We start from the raw sequence: 26,092 nt of genomic DNA, 5'->3' as shown, positions 1-26,092 counted from the left end.
TCAATCCAGCCCGATAACCAAGGCGGCATTGGCGCCACCAAAACCGAAACTCAGGTTTAGGGTATTGCGCAGTACTTTAGGTCGATGCCCCTCGCTGATGTAATCAAGATCGCACTGTGGATCAGCATTTTTCAAATTACAGGTGGCGGGCATTATCTGATGCTCAAGCGCTTGCAGACAGATAATGGATTCAAAACTGCCCGCCGCCGCAATCAGATGGCCGGAATAAGATTTGGTGCTGGACAGTGGCGTGGTATAAGCCGCATCGCCAAAGGCCTGTTTAATGGCCTGAGTCTCATTGAGGTCGTTAAGCTGGGTCGAGGTGCCGTGCAAGTTCACATAATCAATCTCATCAGCACTCAAACCGGCCTGTTGCAAGGCGTGACGGATAGTCTTCACCCGCGCCACCCGATCTTCCGCCGGTGCGGTGAAATCAAATGCATCAGAGTAGTTACCGTAACCTTTGATCTCACCGAGGATGGTCGCACCGCGTGCAATCGCACCTTCTCGTTCTTCCAGGCACAGTACCGCCGCACCTTCAGACAGCACAAAGCCGTTGCGATCCAAACTAAACGGGCAACTGGCTTTGGTGATATCGTCTTGCTCGCGCGCCAGTGCACCCAGAATATCGATATTCCATACTGCGGCATCGCTGCGCAATGATTCACCCGCCCCTGCCAGCATCATTGACGCCCGACCACTACGGATAATTTCAAATGCATCACCGATGGCTATGGTCCCGGTAGCGCAGGCAGCAATCGGGGAGTTCTGATAGCCGCGTAACCCCCAGTACAGGCTGCACGCCGCAGTGCCCGCATTAGGCATTGAGAGGAAGCAGCCAAAAGGCGTACCCAGCCCGGTTGCCAGATAACCTTCATAGTTATCATGTGTTTCATCCTGCCCCGCCCAACCGCTACCAATGATGGTTCCGCAGTCCAACAAGTCATAATGAGCCTCGGGAGATTGCTCGGCGAAGGCCATCCCCATCGCCTCTTTCGCTGCCGCCAGTACCAAACGGGCATAACGCGGTAGGCGGCGGCGGATAGCCGCAGGCACTGATTTCAGATTCGGCTCAGCATCAAGCAAACCAAAAAAGCGCGACTTGATACCCTGCTCAGATTTATCGTAATAACGATAACCCAATTGATAGTCCATAATCGCCGCCCAGCTCTGCTGTGCCGTCATGCCCATCGGGGTCACGCTGCCATAGCCGGTTACCACCACGCGGCGCTGTTTATTTGTATTTGTCATGATTTAATTCCTTTACTTTCCCTGCTGTTATCAACACCACCCCCTAGTGCCAACCACAGTTTCATGGTGGCATTTAGGTAGTTATATTGAAGTTCGAGCAAATTGGTTTCACTGGTCAGCAGGGCATCCTGCGCATCCAGTAAGGTCTGAAATGAGACGGCACCGGCTTGATATTGGCTGTTGGTCAGGATTAACCGACGTTGGCTGAGTTGCAGGTTTTGCCACTGATTCTGTTTTTGTTGCTGATAGCTCAGCCGTGCCGTCATCGCGTCATCGACATCTTTCAAGGCGCTATATACCTTGCTGCGAAACTCGATGGCCGCCAATTTCACTTCCAGCTTTGACTGCTCGATGGTGAGCTGCACAGTGTTCCACTGGAGGAAAGGCAGTGCGCTGTTGACACTGAGTGTCCGGCTCGGGTTGCTAAACCATTGTGAAAACACCGCGCTGCCGGCATCTAAACTCGCTCCTAGCGAAAGGGTCGGGTAGAAATTCAGCTTGGCAACATCAGATCCGGCCAAGGCTGCACGCAAGCGCCATTCGGCAGCCTGCACATCAGGCCGTTGAGCAATCACCTGTAACGGTAAACTTTCCGCTATCGCAACTTGCTGTTGTAAATCCAATGACTTGCGTTCGGCCTGACGATAATCAGGCGCGCGGTTAAACAGCAGTGCCATGGCATTACGTGCAGCTTCCCGCAGTTGTTCGAGATTTTGATACTGATTTTGTCTATCCAGCAGGGCTTGTTGTGCCTGCAATAGTTCAATTTCACTGGCATCCCCCGCCGCCAGACGCGAGCGCACAATGTTGAGCGTATCTTGCGAAATAGCCAACGCCGCCTGTTGGTAGCCCAACTGCTGGTTAAATTTAGCAATCTGCCAATAGAGATCCGCAGTGGTCCCAATCAGTGACAGCGCAGTTTCTTGTCGATCCTGTTCGGTCGCATTGACCAGCCAGGCAGATTGCTCACGGGCGCGGGCCAGTTTGCCCCACAAATCCAGCTCGTAACTCAGACCAAGCGAGGTGCTATAGCTTTCTCGCGGCTGGGTATTTTCATTCAACGAACGGGTATTACTGCCCGCACCGGTCATGGTGATATCCGGTGTCAAATTGGTATTGGTCAGCCCTGCCGTCAGGCGCGCCTGCTGTAATTTCAGGCCAGCAGCAGCTAAGTCATTATTACTGACCAACATGCGACTGATGCTGTCAGACAGCTGTGGATCATCGAAATTTTCCCACCAGTGCACACTGTGATGCAGGTAACCCCCGCCGGTATCTTTAACCCGCCACTCCTCGGGAACCGACAGCATGGGGCGCTGATAATCGCTTTTCAGTAATGAACCGCAGCCGGTTAACAGCAGCATGATAAGTCCTACATTAATCAGTCTGCTCATTCTCGTGCCAGTGCCTCGGTTGGGTGCAAACGGGCGGCATTGCGCGCCGGGAAAAAACCAAACCCTAGCCCGATAAGCGCAGAGAAACTGCACGCCAGCACTAACGGCGGCCAGGTGAAAATTAGGGTAAATTCTTGGGTAACCCACGAGAAAATCACCCCCGCCAGTGCCGAACCGATAATCCCAATCAAGCCGCCGAGAGTACAGATAACCACCGCCTCAATCAGAAACTGGATCATGATGTCGCTGGGGCGAGCACCAACTGACAAGCGAATACCAATTTCATGGGTCCGTTCAGTCACCGACACCAGCATAATATTCATCACCCCGACCCCACCCACCAGCAACGAAATCGCGGCAATGGAGGTGATTAACAATGTCATCGAATCAGAGGTTTTCTGAATCGCTTTGCTCATCTGGTCATTGCTCAGAATGAAAAAGTCCCGCTGGCCGTGGGCCATATCCAGCAGCGTTTCAACCTCGCGCTGCACCTCATTCAGGTTGTAACCCTCACGTACCCGCACGGTGATTGATTCGAGTGGAATATCACCTGAAATGCGCTCGGTGAGTGAGGTATAAGGCATCCAGGCGGCCAATAACCCGCCAAATGACGAACCATTACGCTTGGCGACCCCGATCACCCGCAGAGGAATACCATCGAGTTGAACAATTTCGCCAATCGGATTTTCCCCGACAGCAAACAGGGTGTCACTGAGCTCAGGTTGCAAGATAACCACCGGCTCACGCGCATTGACGTGGTGCTGGGTAAAACCATCACCCACAGTAAAACTCAGCCCTTTTACTTGAAAGAAACCGTTACTGACCCCAGAGAGCGAAATCATCACTTGTTTGTCGCCACGCACCGCGGCAACCATCTTGCTCACCACCGGTGACAAGCTATCGACATAGGGTTGTTGGCTAAGTAATGCCACATCTGCCTGCGTGAGTGCGCGCTCAAAATCAGGGCGCGGTTTATCCCAGCCCAATCCGGGACGAATATCCAGATTACTGGTACCCAGTTGACTGATTTCACTTAGAATTTCTTGACGCGCACCTTCGCCCACCGCCATGGAAGAGACCACCGATGAGATGCCGATAATGATGCCCAACATCGATAAGAAAGCACGGATGCGATGCCCGAGCAGTGAGCGCCAGGCCATTTTGATAGCTTCCCTGACACTCAACCACCAGTGTGGCCGACCCGTTGCCAGTGTGGCGGGTAACGCGGCGTGAACAGCCTCTGTCTCAGATGCCTCATTATGGCGATCAGCAATGATTTCACCGTCGCTTATCTCAATAATGCGCTGGGCCTGATTAGCGATATTACGATCATGGGTCACGATAATAATGGTGTGGCCGGACTGATGCAGGCCATGCAATATTCCCATCAACTCTTGCCCACTGGCTTTGTCGAGCGCACCGGTCGGCTCATCGGCCAAAATAATACCGGCACCATTCATCAGAGCGCGGGCAATACTGACACGCTGCTGTTGCCCGCCCGAGAGCTGTGCTGGTTTGTGTAACAGATGCTGACCAAGACCTAAGCGGCGCAATAAATAGGTCGCACGCTCCTGACGCTCAGCAGATGGCATAGCAGTGTAAAGTGCCGGAATGACCACATTCTCCGTTGCCGTCAGATATGGCATCAGGTGGTAGCGCTGAAAAATAAAACCGATGTACTGGCTTCTTAATTGCGCCAGTTGCTCACTGCTGGCCTGCCGGGTAGAGATGTTATGAATCGACATCTCCCCCTGTGTTGGCTTATCAAGACAACCAATGATATTCATTAGCGTCGATTTACCTGACCCGGAAGCACCGATGATCGCCACCATTTCGCCGCTACCAATAGACAGCGAGATATCTTTAAGGACCGCGACCGATTGGCTACCCGACGCAAAATGGCGATAAATGCCATTAAGTTCGATCAACGGACATGGAGAATCAACGGTATTAGCGCGCATTGGTGACTCCCGAAGGTGCACCCATTAGCACCACCTGATCACCTGGCTGTAATCCTTCTTTTACTTCGGCATATTGATCATTACACAGACCGAGCAATACCTCACGAACCACCGTTTGTTTGCCTTGGATGACCTGAACCTGATAGCGTTTATCTGACTGTTGACTCCCCAGCGCTGACAGCGGTACTCGCAACACATTTTTCGCCTGCGCGGTGATAATGAATACCTGCGCCGTCATTGATGTGCGCAATAGTCGCTCACGGTTGGCAATGCTGAATATGCCGTTGTAATAGACGGCAGAAGGTTGCTGACTGTTAGATGTGCCGGAACTCTCTTCGCGTAAGCTTTCTGCCGACGCTTCCTGAATAGCATCCATCCGGCTCTCATAGCGGCGCTCGGGGTCAGCGACCACATAGAACCATAGCGGCTGCCCAACGCTGACTTTGAGAATATCGGTTTCTGAAATACGGGTGTGAACCGTCATGGTATCGACATTCGCCAGCACCAAAATTGTCGGCACAGTTTGCGAGGAAACAATGGTTTGCCCCTCTTTGGTGACAATCCCCAGTACTTCGCCGTCAATCGGCGCCATGATGCGGGTAAAACCCAGATTGGCTTTGGCGGTTTCCAGTGACATTTGGCTTTGCACAATTTGCGCTTCGTTAACGTGCAATTGTGCTAACTGGCTGTCGTATTGCGCCTGCGCTTTTTCTAGCGCACTTTTCACACCAGAACCTTCCGTTGCCAAAGTCTGTTGACGGCGAAATTCAAGTAGATATTGGCGTAACAACGCTTGGCTCGCCTGCTTTTGTGCCTGCGCGCTCTGTAATTCAGCTTCCGATTTACGTAACTCGTTTTGCTGCAAGGTCGGGTCTATTTCAGCTAACAATTGGCCACGAGTGACGCGATCGCCCTGTTTAACATAGAGTTTGGTTAGCTGTCCGTTGACCTGTGCGCCAACATTCACCTGCAATGAGGGTTTTAAGCTGCCGGTTGCCATGACGTTTCGTTCGATATCACCGCGACCAATAGTTTCGGTTAATTGCGGTACGTCCTGCTCGCTATTAGATAGCCACAGCACTACCCCACCGCCGATAACTAACAGCAGTGTAATAAGCAGGATCAGGAGTAACCGTGGTCTGTTGTTCACTATGTTTATACGCATGATTAACCTGCAACCGGTGTCAGGCGGCTTAATGCCGCAGATTGCGCAAAACGCGCCAACTGACCGTCATTTAAGCGGAAAACACTGTCAAACATGGGTAAGACACTTTCACTGTGTGTCACGGTGATCAGTGTTTTCTGATATTCCCGGCAATGTGCCAATAAGGTCTGCATCACCTGATGGGCGGTGTCTTCATCCAGATTGGCTGTAGGTTCATCTAACACCAATACCGGGCAATCGCTGTACATCGCTCTGGCCAGCAATAACCGCTGACGCTGGCCTAAAGAGAGTGCGGCATGGCTTTCACGTACCAAAGCGCTGAGGCCACCGGGCAACTTATCGATAACCGGGGTTAATTGCAGCCCTTGGAGTGAACGTTCAATACGTTGACGTTTTTCAGCATCGACATGCCCATCAAACAAAGTGATGTTTTGTAATACCGAGGCATTAAACAGGATATCTTCCTGGCTTTGCAGGAAGAACAAGGCATGGGCCTGCTGAAAATCTACCGGCTCCCCATCCACCAATACCTGCCCTTGCTGTGGTGGCATCAACCCCGCCATCACTTTCAACAAAGTACTTTTGCCCGCACCAGATTCCCCGATGATCGCCACACTTTGCCCGCGCGTCAGTGACAGCGACAAATTGCGCAATACCGGCTGACTGGCGTCATAGGCAAAACGGATATTCTGATAGACCAATTGGCGGGTAAATGCCGGGATCGCCTGCGGAATCGGTGAACTGCTGGTTGAGGGTGTTGCCTGCCCGGCAGGGAACAGATCACGGGCACGGATATCAATGACATGCAGTTGGTTTTTCTGCAAAATCGCATAGAAGATCTTGGTGATATACGAGGTAAAGATCTCACGGACAAAGCTATAGGCAAAGAATTCCCCCAAACTCAGCGTCCCCTGCTTCAACAACGGCAACGCCAACAGCATAAAGAACACCATTTCCAGGCTGCCGATCAGTTGATACAGACTATTTTTGACCTGATCGTAAATTTTCTTCTTCTGTAACGCACTGAATAATGAAAGTGCCAGACCGGCAAACACCCCTTGGCGTTGACTGGCCAAACCGGCTGATTTAATAGTGGAAAATCCCTGAATGGTTTCCAGAATAAAATCACTTTGCTCAGCACCTTTTACTTGTAACTGTTGGGTGTAATAACGGTCACGGTAGATGGCCCAAATACTGATAAGCCCCATCAGCATCACGCCGACGGCAGAAACCATCGCCAGCACCGGACTCATATAGCACATCACCGCCAGCGCAATAGCACCAATTATCCAGTCGGTACGCAGGCCGTTATCCAGTTCTATTTTTTGCGTAGCCGCCATTTGCCAGTTGGAGAAGCGGCTGAAAATATCACCCGGTGCGCGTTTATCAAAAAAGTTAAGCGAATGACTGAGCAAACGGGAGAAGCCGGCGACACTATTTAGCACCACAAAATGTTTGATATAACGCTCAGTGATGTATCGCACGCAAAAAGCAAGTGACGTTGAGACCACAAAAGCCAATAGGAAATAGAAATAGGGGAAGTCTTTATCACCCGCGGAAGAAAATACGTCATTAATGGCGCTACTGACCATGGTCGGCATGATAAACAGTGTCAGCGAGATCAAAAATGCCAGTGTCATCAGCCAGTAGATGCCACGAACACTGGCGGTCTCTTTCAAGCTCATGCAGTCCAGTGCGCTTAATCGCGTACTGTGTTCAATTTTCTTCACCGCCTCTGGGTCTGCCGGTGTTTCTGGATCCAACACCAAGGCATAACCGCTAATTTCCGCTTTCAAAGCATCCATTGGCAACAACTGCTGACCGATTGCCGGATTCATCACACAGACATAGTTGCCTTTACGGTAAGCAAGTAACACGTAGTGGTTCGCGCCATAATGCAGAATGGCGGGCAGCGGTAAGGCAGACAGCTCCTGATGTTCAAACACCACAGGGTAAGCGGGTATCGCCAATTCAGATAAAATAGTACAAAGCGTAGCCAATGATGTGCCATGCGCCGAGGCAGGATAACGCTCCCGTAAGCTTTCCAACGGCGCGTTGATGCCTTGCGTCTGTGCCAGCATCGCAATACAGGCTAAACCGCATTCATTGGTTTCGCTTTGAAAAACTTGGGTCGGGATTATCTTTTCCATTTTCTACTATTCTTTATGAGTGCCATTATTCGTTAATAAAAAATAACGAATGTGAGTGCCATAACAGCCAATCTTGCGGATGTTGCGTCATTGATGTTTCAATCAATTCGGGTAATTTACTTTTCACTTCTCGCGCGCTAAGTGCAGGATAAATATTTATTTTTATTTCTTTGTCGTAGTACAGATAATAAAAAACCACCTGCGCTGAAAGTGCTCTGGCAAGGCGAATAATGCCACTGTGTAAATTGGCTGGGCGGTTGAACAATTGGCAGGGTATTTTTGCCGTTTCAGCCATCTGGTTATTGACGGTGTAATCCGGCGTAATATCCGGGAAAATCATAATATTGCGCTTATGCTCGGCCGCTTCCATGATGCCTTCCATCAGGTTACCGGCGATTGCACGGCTGTCAGCATGGATGGAACAATAGGAAATATTCACCCCGCCCATCTGCCGCGCCTGCTCTTCATACGCCTCGGCACTGGCTGATACCACCACGGTCGCCTGCCCCGGATAAGCATTAGCCCCCACCATGCCGGCGAGCACATCAGAAACCATATGCAGCGGCGCTAAAATAACCGGTGAACCGGCCTCATGCAGTGCACGAACCTGGCTATCTAACTGCTGAGTACATGCTGCTAACTGAGCTAAAACCCGCCGGTTTTGACCATAAGTCGCCGCCAGCTCCAATACCTGACGGCGCTGGGCGGTACGCATAAAATTCTGTGCTGATGGGCTATTGTCACCATTCAATAAACACTGGCTGTTGGCCGCCGCCACTCGCGCCAGATTCTTCTGTCGCTTTGGCATCAAGCCTAAAGCCCGGCGCAAAGCACCGAGCATCAGTAAGAAACGATAATCACCGTGCCGTAACAGCCAGCAAGCCAGCCTGGCCTGCCCGCGGGCAAGTAACCGCCCACTCAAAGCCAGCTTATCGAGCTGGTTTCTCCAGGCGAAATAGCTCCATACGGCTAACAGTCTCATTATTTCTCCAGCGCCTTATCGTGCTCGAGTAATGACAAGAGATGATCCGAGAACGCAGGGAATTCCCTGTCCTGCAACGCTATCCATTTTTTGCCGACAATAAAGCTCGGGGTGGCGTCTATCTTGTAATGCGCAGTCACTGCCGTCATATAGGCGAGTAACTCTTTCACTTCAGCGGATTGGCTGACTTGCTGATATTTGGCGACATCAATGCTATTGGCTTTTAGCCAGGTTTCGAGCTGGCTGTTATCACTCAGGTCAATGTTGTCTTCCAGTACCGCTTTGTATGCGTTTTGGCGGTGCTGCGGCTCAATACCCATGACGGATAAAGTGGCGAAAATAGGTGCAAAACGCCCCAAACCGGTAGTTTTATCACTGCTGATATGCAGGCGGATAAAACGCGTCCCTTCTGGCATGCGGTTTTCTAATTGGGTGACATTCTCTTCATTGATGGCGCAGTAATGGCAGCCATAAGAGAAAATCTCGATAATGCTTTTATCGTCTTTGATTGGGCTATTTTCAATGTCGCTGCTACTGACAGCGAACAAGCTTTCCTGCGCATCCTGATTGAGGACGAAATAGTGGAAATAAGCGGTTGTTATCAATGAAGAAATAAGGATAACCAACAGTGTGTAGCCTATAAAGAATCCCTTACTCCTAAACATATTTTTTTCAGTAGACATAGTTAGTTCTATTCACAATCAGAGTTCAGGTAAGACATAAACAGAGTAAAATGACATTTATGTCCGAGAAATGAATTTTCTAATATTCAGTTAATACGAAAATTCTTGAATTTAAGTATCGATGGTAGTTTTAAAAAATCAGGCAAGTACAGAAATCCCTCCCGCACTTGCCTGGGATACTATTAAATATCGATAAAAATTAACGAATACTTAATTTATATCTTATTTGCAGTTAGCAATGTTGGTAGCTGTAGCAGTACGGCTAGTTACTTTACCGTGCTTGTCAGTACAAGTAGTAATAGCCTGGCAAGTCAAAGTAGTACTACCTGACAGCCACTCATAAGTATCTTTACAAGTTACACCAGTACCGCCAACGATTGTATTTGCTTCAGCCATGTTCATTTTTTTCATGAGAAAAATCCTTAAAGGAAAATAAAAATTTATAGCCTATTATCTAATAGCCCATTGAAGTATGCGTTTTTAATTTCAGGTTTATTGCCAACACCCAATTAATCTAACGCAGTGAATTTATACTATATTAATGCAATACATTACAACCAAAATACAACATTTATTTAATTTAAACCAATATATAAATAAATGCCACGGGAGCCCGCCGCTATAATTAAATAACAGTAAAGCAACCCAAGTTGTGAATATAAAAGTAGCGAATTTAAAACGCTATTTTATATTCACAATAATCATGTACTCAGCCAATGAGTACATATAATTTTGTATTTAGAGGTAGGACATAATAACCACCCCACTACCACTAAACGTACCCGCATCAGGTAATCCCACCGAATGAAGTGTTGATTCAATCAGGAAACCTGTCTGCCCAACGGGGGCGGTGACTGTGACACCACTGGACAAGTCTTGACCTGACACTTTTAATGTTGAAGTCAGTTTACCGTTTTGTCCAAGATTGATACTTTTGCCACCTACCAGTGTCAATATCACCGATGTGCTAACCGTACATTTGATGTTTAATGGCTCACTTTTTATTGCACCATCAACATTTTGCTGATTAAGTGAACCATAATTGATATAGACATCACCGGTGATTTCACAGGTTTCCGGGGTCGGTGGAACAGCGCCACAATAAGAGCCGGGAATAACCCTACCACTGGTATTACCATCATTCGAACCTTGCCAATACATCACACCAAAGCAGCTACCAGCCGCACGCAATGGGTCAGGTGTCACAGTACTCCAACTTCCCGACACCCCATTTTTAGCAATAAAGGCTGCTCTCATCACCTCTGCCGTTGCCCCTTGAGAAACAATAACTCGCGTCAAGGCATTGGATGGGTTACCACATATTTCAGCATTGGCCGCCGTCGAGTAGTGACATATCGCCACAGAACAAGATGCAGCAGTACAAAGTGTCCCCTGCATTTCTTCGCTCGGCCAAGAGAATGTCCCTTGGTATTGTTGCCCTACCCGCGTTTGTGTCGAAACCCAGGCACTGGCCTGACTATAAAGCGGAAATAAAAACAGTACGCAAGCAATTAGCCAGCAATATTTATGACTTAGTCGCATATTAGGCTTTGTCATTCGTTTAAGTTCCATTGTCTCTATCCGCATATCGGCATTTAAGCTGTTGATAATGAGTTTCAGCGTTAACATATTCGTATTGAAATAAGATTAGAGGGGAGATCCCATTAATAATATTGCAGATTAAATGTTGCGACCGCATTGAACTCACCGCGCTTAATAGTACGTTGAGATATCGCCTCGGGTTCACCCCGAACATAAGCTTTCAAGGTAATAACGTTATTACCTGTATCAAGTGCAATATCGTCACTCGACTGATTCAGATACAGAGGTGTCCCCGCCATTGTTTCAAGACCAATCGCGATTCCAACATCACTGCCATCAACCGCCAATAACCCTGGTAAATTAACACTATCATTACCAGTAAATACAATGTTGGCTGTCGTACCTAAGCTGATATCGCAATCGACCAGATGTAGTTGAAACTGTTTGCCTGATGTACGCTGATTCGAATACAGATATTTATCGACGATAGTGCCAAAATTCAAACTAATAGCTTCATCACCGGGACGAATAGTGCAAGGCTCTGCGACCAAGGCGCCATGAAAACGCATATTGTCAGCGGCCGATACCGGTATCATCCAAAATAAATTCAGAATTAGAATACTTAAAATAGCTCGCCCACGGCGCATCAGCAGATTTAAATTAGTCATCATTTGATCCTATTGATAATCCACTAATAAAGTAGCGGTAGCCTCAAAACTTCCTTCACTTAATGTTGCCCCAGCAGCTTTAACAGGTACAGCCTTAAGTACCGGTGGGTTATTTTTGTCATAAGCAACACGGGTATTAAGTGCAAAAGGAACACCGTTTTTCAGTAAACGAATACCCAGATCCTGAACATCGGTTTGTATCGCTGCGGGGTCAAATGTAGTAACCGATGCACTGACAATCGTTAGACCTAATTCCAAACTGCTACTGGTTGTTTCGCAGGTCATGCTGTAAGGCACATCCTGGGTATAATTAATACCATCAATCTTGTTCACGCCCAGATTTTCCCCGAAAGGCACATCTATCGTATTTCCCCCATTAATCACACAAGGGGCGGGGTTAATTAATGTCCCCGTGAACAATACGTCATCCGCATACACCAGCGTGCTACTCAGTGTCAGTACCACCGCAATGGAACAACGCGATATCAGTGATCCGTTTTTCATTACTGATACTCCACAACCATGGTCGCTGTACCGTAAAAATCTCCCGCGCTCAACGTTGCACCGGGTTGTTTGACCGGTACGGCCTTCAGCACCGGGATAGTCGGATAGGAAAAGGTGAAAGCACTATTCAGTGACAATGCTTGATCATTACGTAGCAATTTGATCCCCAGCGCCGAATTATTCGTGCTCAAGACACTGGAATCAAAACCCGCACCGTTTCCTTTAATTGTCATTTTCAGCGCATTGGATACCGCCCCAGTACAATTCAATGTATAGGTCACCGGCTGCATATACTGAGTGCCATCAACCCGCGAAGTCAGAACATCATTGCCAAAACCGACAAGGATAGTGCCGGTATTGTTAATCACGCAGGGTGGAGGATTAATTAATGTGCCGGAGAACAGCATGTTGTCCGCATAGGCCAACGTACTGCCGAGAGTCAGTACCACCGCAATGGAACAGCGTGAAATCAGTGAATTAATTTTCATTACTGGTACTCCACAACCAGGGTCGCTGTGCCGGAAAAATAGCCCGTGCTCAACGTTGCATTTGTTTGTTTAACCGGTACCGCCTGCAATACAGGAACATTCGGATAAGTAAAGTTGGATGCCGTATTCAGTGGGAATGACTGCCCATTACGTATCAACTTGATCCCCAGACCTGAATTACTCGTTTTCAAGACACTGGTATCAAAATTTGCCCCATTACCATTAATGCTTAATTTCAGTGCATTAGAGGCGGCCGAAGTACAGTTCAACGTATAATTCACCGGCTGTATGTAGTTGCTACCATCAATATTTGATGTCAGGACGGTATCGCCAAAATTAACGTTGATAGTGTTGTTACTGTTAATCTCGCAAGGCGGTGCGGCAAAAATAGTGACTGAGACATTGACTGTCGCAGACTTATTTAATGCCCATGCTGAGCTACTAAACAACATAGCCATCACTGCGGCCGCTGTCCCTACGATGGCTGTCATCCCAAAGATGGACGTCATGGCCCGCCGGGTAACTATTCCCTTACAAACAACAGTCATCCCATATTCCTTATTCATCGTTCAGCCTGACACCCGCCCAGTATTCTTCTTATGCAGCGCCCTGAAATACACCGTTACTTGATGCTTTCAACCACAGAACACGTGCTCCCCGAACAGCTAAAGATCAGCTTGGGACGACCACCAAAATCATTGACATAAGTTAGTACCGGTTTGCTGCCCAATGCGGCGGCACTGACATCCAACATGCTTTGCGCTTTTGGTGCGATCATCAGCGGCTTGAAGTCGGCTGCTGTTTTCCCGGCTTTGCCGTCACTGGCATCGACCAACGTGATGTAATACGGCGTTGGGTTATTAACCTGATAACGATCACCCTGACGAGTCAGCTGTAACTTCTCTTGCCAAGGTGTCGACATATCAGCCTTTTGTGGCACGATGCTAACTGGGCGGTAGAAAAGTTTGATGCGCGTTTGCAGTGCAATCTGCAAAGTATTTGGCTTGTCCGACCGCGGTGGAATTTCACGCAGGTTAAAATAGAACAAGGTTTCCCGGTCTTGCGCCAACTGACTCACCGCAGGCAAGCTTTGTATTTTTAACTGACTCATCGCGCCAGGCTCTACTCGCTGAACCGGTGGAACTACCGTCAACGGTGAATTGATTTTGTTACCCTGCTCATCTTCAATCCATCCCTGCGCCAGATAAGGTAGCTCCTTATTCTGGTTGCTGATGTTCAAGCTGATCGACTTATCGCCGCCATTAAGAATCGCCCGGGTTCTGTCCAGTGCAATCGCTGCTGTTGCTTGCTGAGCCATAAGTGCCGTCACCAAAATCGCGGTGATACGCAGTTTGTTATTCAATTTCATTACCTTTTCCTTCGAATTAATCTTGTCAGAACCTGGTGGCGCCGATCGTTTTCACTTAGCTGAACGGGCGGTTACCCGCAGGTTCATTACCAAACCTTTCTACTGCGACACCGGAGGTTTATCCCCCGTCGCTATTGGCTGGCAAGGCAACAGTAGATTCGCCAGTATTGCTGGAGAAAGAGCCTGCGGCAGAGTGATGCTGCATTGCGCCTTCCCATTCCAGTGTACTGACATGGTTTCACCGGCTTTGATCCCACTGAGATAGGTGGAACCGTCGTCGTTAACAATGCCGGTCTCTTGCTGATTTTCATTTAACACGGTGGCCCCAAATGGCGGTGATGTGCCATCTGCCATACGTATCATGGCCATCGCTTTTTCGCCGGAAATCACATTAAAGCGGCGATAACCAATAGCACCTTCAGTCAATGTGACCTGGGCTATGGTTCCTCTGGCTTCAACATCGTCTGCCAGGTTATCGATATCTATACTGGCCCGATTGCGGTAGTAGCTATTCACATCACCGACCACAGCTTTACCAAACTGGTTGGTCTGTATCGATGAGCCATATCCCTGAACCGGAACGCCGGATACCCCTTGGGTATCGAGTAACAAGCGAGTGCCGCCAAGGGTATTAACCCGATGCAAAGCCCCGCCTTCAGGGGTGATAGTTGCCCCGCCCTGAATACCTAAACCAACAGAAGAGTATTGTCCTTCCTGATAGCTGGCGTTGGCATTGATATCCGCACTATTACCTATGTGGTTATAGTTACCACTGACTAGCGCGCCGCTACGTGCTACGCCGGTATTGATCTGGTAGTTGTTGTGAGCATCCAGACGATCGGTATAACCCACTCGCTGACTGTGTTCACGACCACTCACCGTCGCGCTATAACTGATTGTTGCGCTGTTACCAAACGGCATCGACATGGAGAGATACACGCCATCGTCATTGCTTTCGTTATAGCGGTTACGGTAAGCCGAGAAGGTCAAACTGACGTTTTTCACTTTACCGATATCAAAATAACGCGAGAGCGACAGGTTATAGCGGTCATTCGCCGAACGATCCCAATAGGTCTGATGGCTATAGTTCAGATACGCGCTCAGCCCCAGATCTTGAAATTGCTGGTTGAAGCTGATGGTGTACATCTCTTTATTGCCACCCACGTCATTGTTGCGATAACGCGCATCGAGATATTCAGTCATGCTCATAAAGTTACGTTCAGAGAAGCGATAGCCCGCAAATGTCACCTGACTGCCTGTTTCCTGAAAGTTTTTCGAATAGTTGACTCGGTAAGAGCCGCCACTCAACGTACCTTGCTCGGGTAAATTGGCCCAAGATTGGGTCATATCAACCGATACGGCACCAAATTCCATCAAATCACGGCCAACCCCGATGGATGCCGCTTGATATTCGTTTTCACCACTGATCCCACCACCAAACAATGACCAGCCACTATTGATCCCCCAGGAGAATTCCCCGGTACCAAATACTGGCCCTTCAGACCGATGTCCGATATCCGAAGGCTTACCGGCAGCCATGCGATAGCGCACCATGCCAGGGCGGGTCAGATAAGGAATACTGGCGGTATTCACTTGGAATTGTTGAACTTGTCCGTCAAGTTCCTCGACCCGCACATCCAGCGTGCCGGAAACAAAACTGTTCAAGTTCTGAATACGGAAAGGACCGGCAGCGACCAGTGTTTCACTCAACACACGCCCTTGCTGACTCACAACAACTCGCGCGTTGGTACGGGCAACACCAGTAATTTCAGGGGCATAGCCACGCAAATTAGGCGGTAACATATTGTCATCGGTCGCCAGACTAGCGCCGCTAAAGCGGAAGCTATCAAAGATGGCGGAGTTCAGAAAATCTTCACCCAACGTCAACTTGGCACCCAAACTCGGGATAGCGCGATAGGCGTAATAGCGGCTCCAATCCCACTGACGCTCAGTCGATGAACCCGATGATTGGTCAACCCGCGTTTGCCAATCAGCACGGAATCGCCAGGCACCCAAGTTAGCGCCGGTGGTCCCGTTCCCGCTTAACGAGTTGTTATTGGTATTGTTCGTTTCCTGGCGGTTCAATTGCCCTAACAAGTTGTAATCGAACAGCACACCGGGAATACCATCCTCCCAACGAGAAGGGGGATCCCAATCGGGTTCGCTGTATTCCAGCCAGGCTTGCGGCACACTCAGGTGCAGTGCTGACTTCGCCAAATCACCTTCCACGGTCAGACCGGGTAAGCTGCTGATATCGAGACACTCCCCATCACGCGACCAGGTCAGCTTTTGGAAGCTGTCTTCTTTCAATGCCAGCAACTCAATTAACTGGGGTGTTAAACACGCCTCACTTTTATTAGGATCTTTTTCTGAGACGTAGAACACAACCGGCTGTTCGCTGAGCTCCTGCTTATTCATACTAACCAATAAGTTATAGTGCCCAGGCATGATGTAGCCGCGTTGGGAGAACTGACTCAGGTCAAAATTAGCGCGATCCTTGGTATCCAGCACATCGGTATTAAACTGAATATCATCACGGGCTTGCGCTCCATAAGCATTGCCACTTAATGCAACTGCAATCAAAATTCGCAATAAATCACGACGGGCAAAACCGGAGGTGATGGAACGAGCGGATACCATGGGATATGTCACCTTACTCATTGAAATCAGTAATAATCCAATTTGAAACGAACGCTAGAATGATAAGTTCCAGCACGCAGTGTCTTACCATTGCCCACTAACCGCAGGGCATAATTGAGTTTCATATCAGCAGGAATTATATTGATCTCCGGTGATGCCACCCCTGGCGTCGAAACATTGCCTTTATCATCAATAATTTGCATTGCCACTCCTTCGGCTTCACCATTAACCGCAAAATTATTACCGTCCGCGGCACCGTCAAATGTCACAACAAAATGCTGCTGGTTCGACTTATCTGGATCAGGGTGAGCTATCGTGCAATGCAACAACCGAATCTCAAACGGGTGTTCATCCCCTGCGCCGTTCTGAACCAATTTACCAATAGGCAAAATCGCCATATCGATGGTCTGTTCCAAGCTCCCGGGATCTATCGCACAAGCAGTATCAGTAATACTTCCTTCCATACTCACGCGGCCCCAGGCTGTTTTCATGGGATCTGCCGTTACCGGTAAGCTCAGCAATGACGCCATCAGTAAGGAAGGAAGCACTATCAAAAAAAATGACCTGAACATAAATCACCTAACTCATCCAATACGTATCTTTCTCAAGAGAAAAAGACATGCGGAAAAATCCGCATGTCCAATTAGAAAAGGGTGACTTATTGGTAAGCTAGGGTGAAATCAGCAACGCTTGAGAAGTTGCCTGGTTTGATAGCGTCAGATGCAGTGCTACCTTGCAGGTAAGCAGAGAATGCCAGGGTGTTGTTACCAGTAACCAGAGTCTGCTCAGCAGTTGCTTGGCCCAGAGTAATAACGGTACCTGTACCATCAACGATAGCGATACCAGCGCCTTCAGCTACACCAGTAATGCCCAACAGGCCAGGTACTGCTGCTGATTCTGCACCGCCGAAAGTGGTGGTTACAGATTGCAGAGTAGTGATGTCACAGTTTTCCAGTTTGATTTTGAAATCTTGTGCAGTTGATTTGCCGCCATTCTGCAGTGCCACGTTAGAGATCTGGCCCATTTCAACAGTCTGTGCATCTGAACCTGCTGCGATTGAGCAAGGTGCATCAATGATTGAACCATTGAAAGTCACAGTACCGTGGCCTTGATCAGCAGCGTTAGCCATAGAAGCAAAACCTAATACCAGAGCAGCAGCCAAGACAGTTTTATTCAGTTTCATTACGTGATTCCTTTATACACAATTAAAATTTAATACGCTGATTTGCTTTGAAAAAATCAAAGTAAATACCGCGTAAAAGTTGTTTTAAAATACAAATGCATGTTGCTTCTTGCCATTAAAATACCAAAGGACAAGCTGAGAACTGCACAGAGCCATAAAGTCAATATGTAGGCATTGGTAACACCTGCACATTAAGAAAAAATTTAAATAACGTTTAAAGCCCTTATTTTGTTCGAGGCAGATAATACAAATATAGACATCTAGTTGATAGTCATTTAATTCAAATAACTATAATTCAGAGTGTTTAACTTAATTGATTACAGTAACGAAATAAAATCGATAAGATTGATCGATAAACATTACACCCTCGACATATAACACTCCCAAAATAAGCATCCCGACACATTTGATCGCTAAAGAGCGATTTTTCAAAATTAATGATTGCTTATTTCATGACCCAATCTATAATCGACATTAAATCCTTAACATTTCAGCCTAAGAAGCAGAAAAACCTTAGTAATAACGGTATAAATACCCGAGAACCCTTTGATTCCTTCTTAGATTAGCTTGGTTTTTTTATATGTTAAATCTCAACAAAACCCATAAAAAATAAAGCAACAACTTGATTTTAAAGGTTTTTATTTAATTACTTAAAATATCATTTATTTCACATGTAAATTAATAACCCTATTTTCCTTATGTAGCAAAAATGACAAAAAGTTAAATCCTGAGCGTAAGATACTGGGTGATAAAATACAGAATATAAAAACATATAAAAAGGAATGAGAACACAACCACGTTAATGTAAGAACAATTACCGCGAGTGTAGGAAATATCCACAAAATATGTAGGAAGCACTGATTAGAAATAAAGAATATAGGAAATTTAAAGTTATACATTCTCAACATATAAACTTAATAGGGTAAATAACAATGAAACCGAAGAATCAGAGAAAAGAAGAAGTGATGGGTATCCTGGAGGACCACTGTAATTCGTTAATGGAGCAGTTTACTGAGTCGCCACCACCTGTTATCAATTGGCCAAAAACCAGAGAACTTGCCGATAAAGCGCACCTGGATATTTATACGGCAAGATTAGTATTAATGAAGCTAGTAGAGGAAGACAGGGCCAGAATGTCAGAAACCAAAGTGATGAACTCATTACGCTGGTTTGTTACTCAGCCAGAAAAAAAATGAAACGGCCATCATCTTAGGGTAAAGACATTATTTTTCAACGAGATAGATTCGAATAGCGATAAAGAGTCAGCTTTAATTGCTGCCAGACACTATCCCATTGAGCTGTTATAACCCCAATATTGGACAATTAGTTAACCTGTTTCCGTACAACAGGATGTTAGCTATATATGTAACTTGTTGATAGAAAAATGAAACTTTGTTTACCCCCATCTATAAGACCCACTCTTTCAGTACCAGTGCTCAACCTTGTTGTTATGGCGCTGATGTCCATTACCTTTGTCACCATGATGCACTATGAAATCAACCGAGGAGGGGCTGGGCTTCATCTTCCTGCCAATATAGTCATCTGGGCCATGATGGCACTGCTGACAATAACACTCTATTTACCCCATACTGAAGCCACTCAGCGTGTAAATTCTCCTGGCCGTTTGTGGCTGCTGTTTGGCGCCTTGATGATAAGCCTGCCGGGGCTATTTCCTGCCTCATTACAGCATGTCGTTGCCTGGTTACCGCGGATTTTAGGCCTGTGGGGTGGGATAATACTGCTACTGGGGTTGTTCCGCCTGAAACTGAATGTAGCCCTGCGACAGAGATGGCTGGTGATCATCCTCTTGTCGGCCTGGGGGCAAGCTGTGCTGACTCTGTTGCAATTTTTTGTTTTTACATCCGATAATTGGATGGAATTTGATAGTGCACAGCGGCCTTATGGCATATTCCAGCAAACCAATGTACTGGCCAGTTACCTGGCAACCGGTTATAGCATTGCAATCTATCTGTTTATGTTATCAAGCAACCGGGCCGTTCGAGGCATCAGCACACTTACCCTGCTGCTATTCCCAGGCTTATTGGTGCTGTTGCAATCAAGGATAGGTTGGGTTGGCGGGATAACAACTTTGCTATTACTGTCGCTATATTACTGGCGTCAGCGACAGATAGCCTGGGTGTGGCTGAGTAGCCTGCTAAGTTTACTGGTCGCCGTTTATCTGTTGGAACAGATGAATATCGGTATGCATGTATCCAAAGATGCCAGCAACACCGAGCGCTGGCTGATACTGCAATATACCTGGCAGATGATACAGCAGCACCCATGGCAGGGTTGGGGATATGGTAGCTTTGAGTCAAGTTTTGCCCATGAATTGGCGCAGCACTGGCGGGTACCGACTTACTTAACTTATCCTTCCCACCCTCATAATGAAGTGCTTTATGGTTGGGTTGAGGGTGGCATTGCCGCACTGATCGGGATGTTGCTATTGGCTATCGGCTATGTGAAGCCACTCTTAATGCAACCAAAAACCGTTTTCCCTCTGTGGGTTCTCACGTTGCCGATCGCGTTGCATTTGATGACGGAGTTCCCTCTGTATCAATCAGCAGCCCACTGGCTGGTGCTGATTTTACTTGGCCGCCTAATGGTCACAGAAGATATGCTGCAACCCACCACATCGAAGTCAACTCGCTGGCAACGCTGGCTGCGCACTGCCGTGATTTTATCGGCGCTATGCACACTGGTGTTTATGGTGACAGGCTTTAAAACTGGCCGGGTACTCACACTGGCCGAGAGAAGTGGCTTGGTTAACATGCAGCCTTTAGATAGCCTGACCAATCCCTATATCCAGTGGGAAAGGTATCAATACATAAGAAATATTAATCTATTATTGCAATTTAACCAGCATCCTGACCCCATGTTATTGCGCCAATTTAGGGTATGGGCCGAGCAGTATATTCAATTACACAATGATCCGAATGTTTATCAAAGTCTGATCATGATTGCTCGGTATCAGAAGGAAACAGCTTACGCCGACCAGTTGTACCAAACTGCTCGCGCTTTATTCCCCGCCAACCCGGCCTTTCAATAGCGCCGACCTTATCAGCAATCACAAATCACCTGGCCCCTAAATCAAGGGGCTTATTACACCGTTTGCGGGCAGCCTCGAGTTTTACCTATGTCAGTTTTGGGGCTGCTGGGCTAGTATATCGGCTGGAAAAAGGACTTGATAAATGGTTGTAATTACATCCCCTTCTGTTTCAAGCTCATAGCTTATTTTTATCGGCTGTTGTGCCGGCATTGATAGCGAGATTTCCGTGTTAACCGTAAAATCATGTGATAGCTAACGATAATAATAAAAATCACAATTAACTTTAAATTCAATGGACTATAAATCATAACCACATGAATAATACCGATAAACTCGATTCTCACACCCCGATGATGCAGCAGTATCTTCGGCTCAAGGCCCAGCATCCTGACATTCTATTGTTCTACCGGATGGGGGATTTTTACGAACTGTTCTACAGTGATGCCAAGCGAGCTTCACAGCTACTGGATATCTCACTCACTAAACGCGGAGCCTCCGCTGGTGAGCCTATTCCGATGGCTGGGGTACCTTATCATTCGATAGAAAACTATCTGGCGAAGCTGGTCCAGTTAGGTGAATCTGCCGCAATTTGCGAGCAAATCGGTGATCCCGCCACCAGTAAAGGGCCAGTTGAGCGTAAAGTAGTGCGTATCGTGACACCAGGTACTGTCAGTGATGAAGCTCTGCTACAAGAACGTCAGGATAATCTGCTGGCGGCTATCTGGCAGGATGCGCGCGGTTTTGGCTATGCGACGTTAGATATCAGTTCCGGTCGCTTTAGGGTTGCGGAACCCGCAGATCTTGAAACCATGGCTGCCGAGTTGCAGCGAACGCATCCCGCAGAGTTACTTTACCCAGAAAACTTTGAGCAGATGTCGTTGATAGAACACCGGCATGGCTTGCGCCGCCGTCCATTATGGGAGTTTGAGCTAGAAACCGCCCGCCAGCAGCTTAATCTGCAATTCGGCACCCGTGATTTAATCGGGTTTGGTGTAGAGCAGGCCCATCAGGCACTGCGCGCTGCGGGTTGCCTACTGCAATATGTCAAAGATACCCAACGTACCTCTCTACCCCATATCCGCGGTTTAACCATGGAGCGCCAGCAAGATGGCATTGTGATGGATGCCGCGACCCGTCGTAACCTTGAACTGACCCAGAACCTGTCTGGTGGGTCTGAAAATACGTTAGCTGCTATTCTCGATTGCAGTGTGACCGCAATGGGCAGTCGTATGCTAAAACGCTGGCTGCATATGCCGGTGCGCGATATCAAGATATTAAGCGATCGCCAACAAGCAATCGGCGGCTTGCAAGATATCACCGCCGAACTGCAAACGCCGTTGCGTCAGGTAGGCGACTTAGAACGTATTCTGGCTCGTTTGGCGCTGCGCACTGCGCGCCCAAGAGATTTAGCGCGGATGCGCCATGCTTTCCAGCAATTGCCGGAGATTCACCGTCTACTGCAATCGGTGGATGTTCCCCACGTGCAAAATTTGCTGTCACAAGTCGGTCAGTTTGATGAATTACAGGATCTGTTGGTACGGGCAATTGTAGAAGCACCGCCAGTGTTAGTACGTGATGGTGGTGTCATTGCGCCGGGTTATAATGCTGAACTCGATGAATGGCGAGCTCTGGCCGATGGTGCTACCGATTATCTGGATCGGTTGGAGATCCGTGAGCGTGAAAAGCTGGGCCTGGATACACTGAAGGTCGGTTTTAATGGCGTCCACGGCTATTACATTCAGGTAAGTCGTGGTCAGAGCCACTTGGTTCCGATTCATTATGTCCGTAGACAAACCCTGAAGAATGCTGAGCGCTATATCATTCCAGAACTGAAAGAGTATGAAGACAAGGTTCTGACCTCTAAAGGCAAAGCGCTGGCGATTGAAAAAGGGTTATATGAAGAGATTTTCGATCTTCTGTTGCCACATCTGCCTGAATTGCAAATCAGTGCTAATGCGTTGGCGGAACTGGATGTACTGGCGAATCTGGCTGAAAGAGCGGAAACACTCAACTACAACTGCCCAACCCTGAGTGATAAACCGGGGATTAAAATTACTGCTGGCCGCCACCCGGTCGTCGAGCAGGTTCTCAGTGAGCCCTTTATTTCTAACCCGCTGACGTTATCACCTCAGCGGCGGATGCTGATCATTACCGGCCCGAATATGGGGGGTAAAAGTACCTATATGCGCCAAACAGCCTTAATAGTTTTGTTGGCACACATGGGGAGTTATGTTCCGGCGGAAAGCGCTATCATTGGCCCGGTTGATCGCATATTTACCCGCGTAGGTGCCGCTGACGATCTGGCTTCAGGCCGTTCCACCTTCATGGTCGAAATGACGGAAACAGCCAATATCCTGCATAACGCCACGGAGCAAAGTCTGGTGCTGATGGATGAGATTGGTCGCGGTACATCCACTTATGATGGCCTTTCATTGGCCTGGGCTTGTGCTGAAAATCTGGCGAGCCGTATTAAAGCGATGACGCTGTTCGCCACTCATTACTTTGAGTTAACCACCCTACCGGAAAAAATGGAAGGTGTGGTAAACGTCCACCTTGATGCTCTGGAACATGGCGAAACTATCGCCTTCATGCACAGTGTGCAGGATGGGGCAGCCAGTAAAAGTTATGGTCTGGCAGTCGCAGCCCTGGCTGGTGTACCACGTGATGTGATTAAGCGGGCACGGCAAAAACTGAAAGAGCTGGAGTCCCTGTCTAATAATGCCGCAGCCAGTAAGATTGATGGCTCACAACTGACGTTGTTAAATGAAGAGACACCACCTGCGGTTGAAGCATTGGAAGCACTGGATCCAGACTCACTATCACCACGTCAGGCATTGGAATGGATTTATCGCCTGAAGAATATGGTGTAAACGGGCATAAAAAAACGGTGAACATCTGTTCACCGTTTTTGTGTTTTATAAGAATAACTATCTATACCCTAACTATTTCGTGTTGCAGAAAGGCGGGTAAATTTATTCACGGAACAACGCCTCAATGCTCAAGCCTTGTGTTTGCAAAATTTCCCGCAAACGACGTAAGCCTTCAACCTGAATCTGGCGGACACGCTCACGCGTCAAACCAATTTCACGGCCAACATCTTCCAGCGTTGCTGCTTCATATCCTAAAAGACCAAAACGACGGGCCAGCACTTCGCGCTGTTTAGCATTCAATTCAAACAGCCATTTAACGATACTTTGCTTCATATCGTCATCTTGCGTTGTATCTTCTGGACCATTTTCATTTTCGTCGGACAGAATATCTAACAAAGCTTTCTCTGAGTCGCCGCCTAACGGTGTATCAACAGAAGTGATACGTTCGTTCAGACGTAACATACGGCTCACGTCATCAACCGGTTTGTCGAGTTGCTCAGCAATCTCTTCAGCGCTCGGTTCATGATCCAATTTATGAGAAAGTTCTCGTGCAGTACGCAAATAAACGTTTAATTCTTTAACGATATGGATAGGTAAACGGATGGTCCGGGTTTGGTTCATTATCGCCCGTTCAATCGTTTGACGAATCCACCAAGTGGCATAAGTGGAGAAACGGAAACCGCGTTCAGGATCAAATTTTTCCACCGCCCGAATAAGACCGAGGTTTCCCTCTTCAATCAAATCCAGCAGTGCTAAACCGCGATTACTGTAACGGCGGGCGATCTTCACCACCAACCGCAAGTTACTTTCAATCATACGCCGACGTGAAGGCACATCACCGCGCAATGCACGCCGGGCAAAATAAACCTCTTCTTCTGCGGTTAACAGCGGCGAATAACCAATCTCACCAAGATAGAGCTGCGTCGCGTCCAGCACTCGCTGGGTAACACCTTGCGCCAACAGCTCATCTTCTGCTAACTCGCTTTCAGTAGGTTCATCCTCTACTAATGCTTTTTCGTCGAAAATTTCAGTTTCCGTACTGTTTTCATCAAAATCAGCATCTTCATGCAACTCGTTAACTTTCAGCGTATTTTGGCTCATATGCTGCTCCTACCCGTGAATCCGGCGAGCAGAATACAGCGTATTCTGCCCAATCTATCGCTGCGGAAGGTAACGCAGCGGGTTTACGGATTTCCCCTTGTAACGAATTTCAAAATGCAATCTAACTGAACTGGTTCCGGTGCTACCCATGGTTGCTATTTTTTGACCCGCCTTCACTTCTTCTTGTTCCCGGACCAGCATTGTATCGTTATGAGCGTAGGCGCTCAGGTAATCATCATTATGTTTGATGATAATAAGATTACCGTAACCACGCAGTGCGTTCCCAGCATACACAACTCGCCCGTTTGCTGTAGCGAAGATGGGTTGCCCACGAGAACCGGCGATATCTATCCCTTTATTGCCCCCTTCGGAAGCCGAGAAGCTATCGATCGTTTTACCCTCAGTTGGCCATTTCCAGCTACTGACTGGACCACCATTACTGGTTGGATCACTGATGGTACTGCTTGGCGCGGTAACAGGTGCGGTCGTAGCGACAACTGCCCCTGACGCTGGTAACATTTTACCAACATTCTGTTTACCCGAGTTTCCAGAATACGCGCTAGTTGATTGAGAATCAACCGTTGTAGTTGTGTTCTGAATATTTGCCGGCGGTTTTGTCATTCCACCTGATGTGGCATCGGTCGCGGCTAACATTCCACCACCCGACCCATTACCCAACTGGATAGATTGTCCAACATTCAGGCTATATGGCTCAGCAATATTGTTTTTTGCTGCCAGGTCACGGAAGTCATTCCCGGTTATCCAGGCAATATAAAACAGCGTGTCACCACGCTTAACGGTATAGGTATTACCGTTGTAACTTCCTTTGGGGATACTGTTGTAACTACGGTTATAAACGATGCGGCTACCGGAACTATTCGTATCCGAGCCACTTAGCATGGTACCTGAACGATCACCGCCAACACTGCTGATTGGCGCAGATGTTGAGGAGTCATTACTACAACCTACCAACCATAAACTCATAACCGTACATGCCGCTACCCGGCGTAATGTAATCATTGGGCTTCCCGTGCTCATGCTTCCCCCATGACAGCAATAATAAGCGATATATCCAAAATACCTTTTACACTG

At 47.8% G+C, this 26,092-nt stretch carries 22 protein-coding genes; 3 read left to right on the top strand and 19 right to left on the bottom strand.

Annotated elements, in window-relative coordinates; genetic code table 11:
* From V1956_RS06640 to V1956_RS06560, 17 genes are all read right to left on the bottom strand, one after another.
* The gene (locus V1956_RS06640) at nucleotides 1–1,251 is read right to left on the bottom strand and encodes a beta-ketoacyl-[acyl-carrier-protein] synthase family protein (protein ID WP_372558079.1); all 1,251 of its coding nucleotides are present in this window, start codon (nucleotides 1,249–1,251) and stop codon (nucleotides 1–3) included.
* Nucleotides 1,248–2,645 carry an efflux transporter outer membrane subunit gene (locus V1956_RS06635; protein WP_442824928.1) on the bottom strand — a complete coding sequence of 466 codons (1,398 nt, stop codon included), beginning with the start codon at nucleotides 2,643–2,645 and terminating at the stop codon, nucleotides 1,248–1,250. The genes V1956_RS06640 and V1956_RS06635 overlap by 4 nt, the downstream gene beginning before the upstream one ends.
* A complete protein-coding gene (locus V1956_RS06630) occupies nucleotides 2,642–4,606 on the bottom strand; it encodes an ABC transporter permease (RefSeq protein WP_420071414.1) in 1,965 nt (654 codons plus the stop codon). Before V1956_RS06630 ends, V1956_RS06635 begins: the two co-directional genes overlap by 4 nt.
* Complete coding sequence (locus V1956_RS06625) at nucleotides 4,596–5,771, bottom strand: efflux RND transporter periplasmic adaptor subunit (RefSeq protein WP_442824927.1); 1,176 nt, start codon at nucleotides 5,769–5,771, stop codon at nucleotides 4,596–4,598. The genes V1956_RS06630 and V1956_RS06625 overlap by 11 nt, the downstream gene beginning before the upstream one ends.
* Nucleotides 5,772–5,773: 2 nt before the next feature.
* Nucleotides 5,774–7,921 carry a peptidase domain-containing ABC transporter gene (locus V1956_RS06620; RefSeq protein WP_372558075.1) on the bottom strand — a complete coding sequence of 716 codons (2,148 nt, stop codon included), beginning with the start codon at nucleotides 7,919–7,921 and terminating at the stop codon, nucleotides 5,774–5,776.
* A gap of 25 nt (nucleotides 7,922–7,946) precedes the next feature.
* Complete coding sequence (locus V1956_RS06615; protein ID WP_372558074.1) at nucleotides 7,947–8,903, bottom strand: ABC transporter; 957 nt, start codon at nucleotides 8,901–8,903, stop codon at nucleotides 7,947–7,949.
* On the bottom strand, nucleotides 8,903–9,529 hold the full coding sequence (locus V1956_RS06610) for a DsbA family protein (protein WP_372559827.1): 627 nt from the start codon (nucleotides 9,527–9,529) through the stop codon (nucleotides 8,903–8,905). The genes V1956_RS06615 and V1956_RS06610 overlap by 1 nt, the downstream gene beginning before the upstream one ends.
* 279 nt (nucleotides 9,530–9,808) lie before the next feature.
* Complete coding sequence (locus V1956_RS06605; protein ID WP_372558073.1) at nucleotides 9,809–9,997, bottom strand: DUF4762 family protein; 189 nt, start codon at nucleotides 9,995–9,997, stop codon at nucleotides 9,809–9,811.
* A gap of 327 nt (nucleotides 9,998–10,324) precedes the next feature.
* Nucleotides 10,325–11,158: an MrpH family fimbial adhesin gene (locus V1956_RS06600; protein ID WP_372558072.1), complete on the bottom strand. Its 834-nt coding sequence runs from the start codon at nucleotides 11,156–11,158 to the stop codon at nucleotides 10,325–10,327.
* 92 nt (nucleotides 11,159–11,250) lie between these two features.
* Nucleotides 11,251–11,796, bottom strand: coding sequence for a fimbrial protein (locus V1956_RS06595; protein WP_083160367.1), 546 nt, complete (start codon nucleotides 11,794–11,796; stop codon nucleotides 11,251–11,253).
* Nucleotides 11,797–11,805: 9 nt separating this feature from the next.
* The gene (locus V1956_RS06590) at nucleotides 11,806–12,300 is read right to left on the bottom strand and encodes a fimbrial protein (protein WP_372558071.1); all 495 of its coding nucleotides are present in this window, start codon (nucleotides 12,298–12,300) and stop codon (nucleotides 11,806–11,808) included.
* Nucleotides 12,300–12,788 carry a fimbrial protein gene (locus V1956_RS06585; protein WP_083160371.1) on the bottom strand — a complete coding sequence of 163 codons (489 nt, stop codon included), beginning with the start codon at nucleotides 12,786–12,788 and terminating at the stop codon, nucleotides 12,300–12,302. The genes V1956_RS06590 and V1956_RS06585 overlap by 1 nt, the downstream gene beginning before the upstream one ends.
* On the bottom strand, nucleotides 12,788–13,336 hold the full coding sequence (locus tag V1956_RS06580; RefSeq protein WP_442825785.1) for a fimbrial protein: 549 nt from the start codon (nucleotides 13,334–13,336) through the stop codon (nucleotides 12,788–12,790). The genes V1956_RS06585 and V1956_RS06580 overlap by 1 nt, the downstream gene beginning before the upstream one ends.
* 74 nt (nucleotides 13,337–13,410) lie before the next feature.
* Nucleotides 13,411–14,157 carry a fimbria/pilus periplasmic chaperone gene (locus tag V1956_RS06575; protein ID WP_372568708.1) on the bottom strand — a complete coding sequence of 249 codons (747 nt, stop codon included), beginning with the start codon at nucleotides 14,155–14,157 and terminating at the stop codon, nucleotides 13,411–13,413.
* Nucleotides 14,158–14,256: 99 nt separating this feature from the next.
* Nucleotides 14,257–16,797 carry an outer membrane usher protein gene (locus V1956_RS06570; protein ID WP_442824926.1) on the bottom strand — a complete coding sequence of 847 codons (2,541 nt, stop codon included), beginning with the start codon at nucleotides 16,795–16,797 and terminating at the stop codon, nucleotides 14,257–14,259.
* A 26-nt stretch (nucleotides 16,798–16,823) separates the two neighbouring features.
* On the bottom strand, nucleotides 16,824–17,327 hold the full coding sequence (locus V1956_RS06565; RefSeq protein ID WP_372559825.1) for a fimbrial protein: 504 nt from the start codon (nucleotides 17,325–17,327) through the stop codon (nucleotides 16,824–16,826).
* Between the two features lie 128 nt (nucleotides 17,328–17,455).
* Nucleotides 17,456–17,980, bottom strand: coding sequence for a fimbrial protein (locus tag V1956_RS06560; protein WP_442824925.1), 525 nt, complete (start codon nucleotides 17,978–17,980; stop codon nucleotides 17,456–17,458).
* Between the two features lie 932 nt (nucleotides 17,981–18,912).
* Here V1956_RS06560 and V1956_RS06555 point away from each other — a divergent pair.
* From V1956_RS06555 to mutS, 3 genes are all read left to right on the top strand, one after another.
* Entirely contained in the window at nucleotides 18,913–19,176 is a 264-nt protein-coding gene (locus V1956_RS06555) for a faeA-like family protein (protein ID WP_083160383.1), read from the top strand.
* A 263-nt stretch (nucleotides 19,177–19,439) separates the two neighbouring features.
* Nucleotides 19,440–21,029, top strand: a complete 1,590-nt coding sequence (locus tag V1956_RS06550; RefSeq protein WP_442824924.1) for a Wzy polymerase domain-containing protein — start codon at nucleotides 19,440–19,442, stop codon at nucleotides 21,027–21,029.
* Nucleotides 21,030–21,343: 314 nt separating this feature from the next.
* Entirely contained in the window at nucleotides 21,344–23,899 is a 2,556-nt protein-coding gene (gene mutS, locus V1956_RS06545; RefSeq protein WP_442824923.1) for a DNA mismatch repair protein MutS, read from the top strand.
* Between the two features lie 102 nt (nucleotides 23,900–24,001).
* Here mutS and rpoS read toward each other — a convergent pair whose 3' ends face one another.
* Complete coding sequence (rpoS, locus tag V1956_RS06540; protein WP_019210991.1) at nucleotides 24,002–25,000, bottom strand: RNA polymerase sigma factor RpoS; 999 nt, start codon at nucleotides 24,998–25,000, stop codon at nucleotides 24,002–24,004.
* A 54-nt stretch (nucleotides 25,001–25,054) separates the two neighbouring features.
* Entirely contained in the window at nucleotides 25,055–26,020 is a 966-nt protein-coding gene (gene nlpD, locus V1956_RS06535; RefSeq protein WP_372559824.1) for a murein hydrolase activator NlpD, read from the bottom strand.
* Nucleotides 26,021–26,092 lie beyond the last annotated feature (72 nt).

Source organism: Yersinia sp. 2540 StPb PI (genome assembly GCF_052217165.1).
Classification (GTDB): Bacteria; Pseudomonadota; Gammaproteobacteria; order Enterobacterales; family Enterobacteriaceae; genus Yersinia; species Yersinia enterocolitica_E.
Note: the sequence above shows the minus strand (reverse complement) of the source record. Positions and strands in the feature narration are given on the sequence as shown.

What these genes read in the sequence shown, in the direction of transcription:
- V1956_RS06585 (WP_083160371.1), bottom strand. Translation starts at nt 12,788, where the DNA reads ATGAAAATTAATTCACTGATTTCACGCTGTTCCATTGCGGTGGTACTG.
- V1956_RS06600 (WP_372558072.1), bottom strand. Translation starts at nt 11,158, where the DNA reads ATGGAACTTAAACGAATGACAAAGCCTAATATGCGACTAAGTCATAAA.
- V1956_RS06565 (WP_372559825.1), bottom strand. Translation starts at nt 17,327, where the DNA reads ATGGCGTCATTGCTGAGCTTACCGGTAACGGCAGATCCCATGAAAACA.
- V1956_RS06625 (WP_442824927.1), bottom strand. Translation starts at nt 5,771, where the DNA reads ATGCGTATAAACATAGTGAACAACAGACCACGGTTACTCCTGATCCTG.
- V1956_RS06560 (WP_442824925.1), bottom strand. Translation starts at nt 17,980, where the DNA reads ATGAAACTGAATAAAACTGTCTTGGCTGCTGCTCTGGTATTAGGTTTT.
- V1956_RS06630 (WP_420071414.1), bottom strand. Translation starts at nt 4,606, where the DNA reads ATGCGCGCTAATACCGTTGATTCTCCATGTCCGTTGATCGAACTTAAT.
- rpoS (WP_019210991.1), bottom strand. Translation starts at nt 25,000, where the DNA reads ATGAGCCAAAATACGCTGAAAGTTAACGAGTTGCATGAAGATGCTGAT.
- V1956_RS06640 (WP_372558079.1), bottom strand. Translation starts at nt 1,251, where the DNA reads ATGACAAATACAAATAAACAGCGCCGCGTGGTGGTAACCGGCTATGGC.
- V1956_RS06575 (WP_372568708.1), bottom strand. Translation starts at nt 14,157, where the DNA reads ATGAAATTGAATAACAAACTGCGTATCACCGCGATTTTGGTGACGGCA.
- V1956_RS06580 (WP_442825785.1), bottom strand. Translation starts at nt 13,336, where the DNA reads ATGACTGTTGTTTGTAAGGGAATAGTTACCCGGCGGGCCATGACGTCC.
- V1956_RS06620 (WP_372558075.1), bottom strand. Translation starts at nt 7,921, where the DNA reads ATGGAAAAGATAATCCCGACCCAAGTTTTTCAAAGCGAAACCAATGAA.
- V1956_RS06635 (WP_442824928.1), bottom strand. Translation starts at nt 2,645, where the DNA reads ATGAGCAGACTGATTAATGTAGGACTTATCATGCTGCTGTTAACCGGC.
- V1956_RS06605 (WP_372558073.1), bottom strand. Translation starts at nt 9,997, where the DNA reads ATGAAAAAAATGAACATGGCTGAAGCAAATACAATCGTTGGCGGTACT.
- V1956_RS06570 (WP_442824926.1), bottom strand. Translation starts at nt 16,797, where the DNA reads ATGGTATCCGCTCGTTCCATCACCTCCGGTTTTGCCCGTCGTGATTTA.
- V1956_RS06555 (WP_083160383.1), top strand. Translation starts at nt 18,913, where the DNA reads ATGAAACCGAAGAATCAGAGAAAAGAAGAAGTGATGGGTATCCTGGAG.
- V1956_RS06595 (WP_083160367.1), bottom strand. Translation starts at nt 11,796, where the DNA reads ATGACTAATTTAAATCTGCTGATGCGCCGTGGGCGAGCTATTTTAAGT.
- V1956_RS06590 (WP_372558071.1), bottom strand. Translation starts at nt 12,300, where the DNA reads ATGAAAAACGGATCACTGATATCGCGTTGTTCCATTGCGGTGGTACTG.
- V1956_RS06615 (WP_372558074.1), bottom strand. Translation starts at nt 8,903, where the DNA reads ATGAGACTGTTAGCCGTATGGAGCTATTTCGCCTGGAGAAACCAGCTC.
- V1956_RS06550 (WP_442824924.1), top strand. Translation starts at nt 19,440, where the DNA reads ATGTCCATTACCTTTGTCACCATGATGCACTATGAAATCAACCGAGGA.
- mutS (WP_442824923.1), top strand. Translation starts at nt 21,344, where the DNA reads ATGAATAATACCGATAAACTCGATTCTCACACCCCGATGATGCAGCAG.
- nlpD (WP_372559824.1), bottom strand. Translation starts at nt 26,020, where the DNA reads ATGATTACATTACGCCGGGTAGCGGCATGTACGGTTATGAGTTTATGG.